This window comes from Lichenifustis flavocetrariae, assembly GCF_026130545.1.
Lineage (GTDB): Bacteria > Pseudomonadota > Alphaproteobacteria > Rhizobiales > Beijerinckiaceae > Lichenihabitans > Lichenihabitans flavocetrariae.
Genome location: NZ_JAMOIM010000117.1, coordinates 1 through 3,662, shown reverse-complemented (window position 1 = coordinate 3,662; position 3,662 = coordinate 1). Strand labels below are relative to the sequence as shown.

The following is a 3,662-nucleotide window of genomic DNA, read 5'->3' as shown; positions in this document are numbered from 1 at the left end:
CCGGCACCAACGCCTTTCAGGTCATTCTCCAGACCGTCAGCGCCTGACCAGCCTCCAAATGGCCTGGGTAATTACAAGATAACTGTTAAAGCGGGCCCCTCACGCTCGAACGTTGAATTCTTCCTTGAAGAAATTGGTAATGCCGCGGCCAACGGTTACAAAGTTGTTGCGGTCAACACGGGCGGCGTGTCCAAGCAACTGATTAACGCCGTCAATCAAGCGCAAGCCGACGGTGTCAAGACCGTGTCATTTGACGGGTCGCCCCCGGAGTCTCCTGCCGTCGTCTCAGTCATCAATTACGACAACTTCGGTGCGGCTGGGGTGTCCGGCAAGCAGTTTATGGCTCTGTTGCCGAAGGGCGGCCAAATCGGGGTCATCCGCTGTCTCGCAGGGCTGCCTGATACTGATGCCTTCATCAATGGATTTACCGCAGCGATAAAGGACAGCAATCTGAAGGTCGTCAACGAGGGTGACGCGAAATGCGACCCAGCGAAGTCCCGGACAATCGCGGAGAACATGCTGAGCGCTCATCCCGATATCATCGGTATTTATGATTCGGTGGACGTCTCGGCCCAGGGTTCGCTGCAGGCCGTGAAGGCGGCGGGTTCGTCAGCAGTCATAGGGTCGATTGGCGGGCAGGAATATGCGCTGAAAGCGATCGCGGCAAACGATCCGAATTGGAAATTTACTGTGCCGTATCCCTTCGAGGTCATCGGTCAGACTGCGGTGGATGTCGCGGTGAAGGTCGCTCTCGGCGACAAGGTCGATCATGATGTTCTCATCCCACCGCAGCCTATGGTGACCGCGGCAAATGCCGGGCAGGTCCTCAGTGCGGTTCATGCGGCCGCCACGAAGGCGAAGGAGGCTGGCGGACAGACGGAGCTCAGCAAGTGAGCTTTAAAGACACTGGCTTATCCGAAGATAAGCCGGGTGTCGGCCGCGGGTTCGACCGGCTGGGGATCGTGCTGTGGACCCTCCAGGCGGGTCCGGTGATCGTCCTCGCGGCGCTTGTGATCGTGTTCGTTCTCATCGCGCCGAACTTCCTCACAACGCGCAATCTTCAAAACCTTATTGCTCAGAGTGCCATCGTCTGCGCCTTAGGTCTGGGTGAGTTTGTGGTCATTCTTGTTCGCGGTGTCGATGTCTCCGTCGGCAGCGTGATCGCATTGAGCACGGTGGTGGTTTCTGTTGCGACTGGGATCGATGATCCGAGTTCGGGAGCGCAGATCGTGCTGTTTCCGCTGGTTGGTTTGGTTGTCGGCCTCTTCAACGGCCTGCTGATCGTCAAAGGGCGCATTCCGCAGCCCCTGGTGGTGACCGTTGCGACACTGGGAATCGCCAATGGCGCCGCCCTTCTGGTCAGCGGGGGCGATACACGCACCGGCATGTCGGCCGTCGTGAATTGGGCCGGCAACGGTCATGTCGCCGGCGCGCCGGTCAGTGCATTGTTCGTGCTCGGGTTGCTCGGATTGCTTTGGGTTCTGCTCCGGAAAACCCAATGGGGACGCTGGCTTTACGCGGTCGGCGGGAATCCAGATGTCGCCCAGTGGCTCGGGCTCCCCCGAGATCGCCTGATCATCAGCGCCTATGCCATATGCGGAACGACAGCGGGCTTCGCCGGCCTACTCTATGCCGGGCGCACGGGTGCTGCCTCGCCACTTGCGGGTCTCGGCTATGAACTCGATGCGATCACAGCGGTCATCATCGGCGGCGCGAGCCTGTTCGGCGGGCGGGGCTCGGTGGTGAATGTGCTGTTCGGGGCACTGATCATCGGCGTCATAGGGAATGGACTTCAACATCTCGATGTCTCTTCGTTTTGGGCTCCGGTCGCGATCGGGAGCATCATCATAGTCGCGCTGGAAATGGACGTCGCGCGCAAGTGGGTTGAGACGCGGATCCGAGTGCGGCAAGCGCGAAGGCAGCAGGCATGATCTCGAACCCCCGGTTGGCTCCGAACCCGGAGGAGGCGCCGCTTCTTTCGGTACGGAATGCGCGAAAGTCTTATGGGCTGGTTACTGCGCTCGCGGGGGCAGAACTCAGCGTTCGACGCGGTGAGATCGTGGCGCTTCTCGGCGACAATGGGGCTGGAAAATCTACCCTCATCAAGGCGATCAGCGGGATCGTGGTGTTGGACGAGGGCGATGTCGAGCTCAGCGGGCATAAGCTTAACCTTCGCTCGCCGGGTGACGCGCGGGCGCATGGGATCGAGACGGTGTTTCAAGATCTGGCCGTCTTCGACAACCTGACGGTGGCTGAAAATTTCAGCATCGGACGCGAGCGCGTGAGTCCGCGGTGGCTGGGCCCTCTCGGCTTTCTGTCCACGCGCAACGACACTGCGTCGTGGATCGAGCATGCGCAGCAATTGACGGTGAAAAACGTGTCTCCCCAGCAGGAGATCGGTCTGATGTCCGGGGGCCAGCGTCAAGCGGTCGCCGTGGCTCGCGCCGTCGCTTTCGCATCAAGCGTGATCATCCTCGACGAGCCGACGGCGGCTCTCGGGGTGCGTGAATCGGAGGAAATCCTCAATCTCGTGAAGCGTTTGCCAGATCGCGGCCTAGGCGTGATCATCGTCAGCCACAACATGGACCATGTCGTCCGGGTGGCGCACCGCGCCGTGGTGATGCGAGGAGGTCGGACTGTAGGCGGTATGGTGGTGACGCCAGGCATCGAACGCGAATTGGTGGCGATGATCATGGGTGCCCGGTAGTCGCTCGCACGTGTACGGGGTGCCGTCGTCAGGATTGCCGAGCAGGCGGTTGTATCATCCGACTTCGGCGCGGCGCATCACCCATCATCGGCCAATGAACCGCGTGTCCTTCGCCCTTGTCGAACAGCTCCACCGCATAGCGGCGCAACGCGGTCTCGTGGTCCTCGTTCGAGGCAGCGCGGCGCGGCCGGCGCTTAGGTCCTGCGGGCGGTTTCACGAGAGCAGTCTAGTCGCCCGGGTCATTCGAAGCGAAGGGGTGAGGCGTTTGAGCTTGACCCGGGCGTGGGCGGTTATGAAGCGCCAGTTGATTTTGGCGTGCCGATCGCCGCGGGGGTTACGGTGGGCTGGTTGTGACTATTTCGGCGAGCTTGCCGGAATTGTCTTTGCGAGATCGCGGACTTCCGCATGGCCGGCCTCGGTCAGCCCGAGGCAATTGTCGTCGGGGATCGTGACCCAGCCCCGTTCAAAGGCATGCTGGCGTCCCCGCTCAAAATCCGATCGTTCCCATCCATCAGCCGACAGTGGGCAGCCGCAATGACGCTCTGCTTTGTTCTGCTTCTGATTCTACCCCCCGTCGCCGGGTTCGCGCTCTTCTTCGTCTTCCTGCACTCGCCGCGGCACCTTGTAGAGACGCGCGCAATGCTCGGCGACATGACGCTGGAGCACTGGCTCGTAACCGGCGCGTTGCTGTCCGGCGCTGCGCTCGTCGGCTGGTGGGGGCTGCAAAGACTGACATCATCGCACATCGACGAGAATTTGGCGGCCCAGGCCTTTCAGCTGCTGGCGTCAGTAGCCATCCCGCACCTTCTGCTGTCGCGCTGGCTGGAAAAGCGGTTCGATCGCCTAGAAGGATCCCAATCCACTCGTTCCTTTGGAGAGACAGCGACTTCATGACACGTCGTACGGGCATCCTCATCGGCTCAGGCGCTGCTAGCATCGCCTCCGAGATCTGCCT

The 3,662-nt window shown here is 61.1% G+C and carries 4 protein-coding genes; all 4 read left to right on the top strand.

Annotated features, from left to right (window positions below):
* Positions 1 to 894: sugar ABC transporter substrate-binding protein (locus M8523_RS35975; RefSeq protein ID WP_282589590.1), on the top strand; the 894-nt coding region annotated here is incomplete at its 5' end.
* Positions 891 to 1,931, top strand: a complete 1,041-nt coding sequence (locus tag M8523_RS35970) for an ABC transporter permease (RefSeq protein ID WP_282589589.1) — start codon at positions 891 to 893, stop codon at positions 1,929 to 1,931. The genes M8523_RS35975 and M8523_RS35970, both read left to right, overlap by 4 nt.
* Positions 1,928 to 2,707 (top strand): ATP-binding cassette domain-containing protein, encoded by a 780-nt coding sequence (locus M8523_RS35965; RefSeq protein WP_282589588.1) that lies wholly within the window; start codon positions 1,928 to 1,930, stop codon positions 2,705 to 2,707. The genes M8523_RS35970 and M8523_RS35965 overlap by 4 nt, the downstream gene beginning before the upstream one ends.
* 405 nt (positions 2,708 to 3,112) lie before the next feature.
* Positions 3,113 to 3,601: a Brp/Blh family beta-carotene 15,15'-dioxygenase gene (locus M8523_RS35960; protein ID WP_282589587.1), complete on the top strand. Its 489-nt coding sequence runs from the start codon at positions 3,113 to 3,115 to the stop codon at positions 3,599 to 3,601.
* Positions 3,602 to 3,662: the final 61 nt, after the last annotated feature.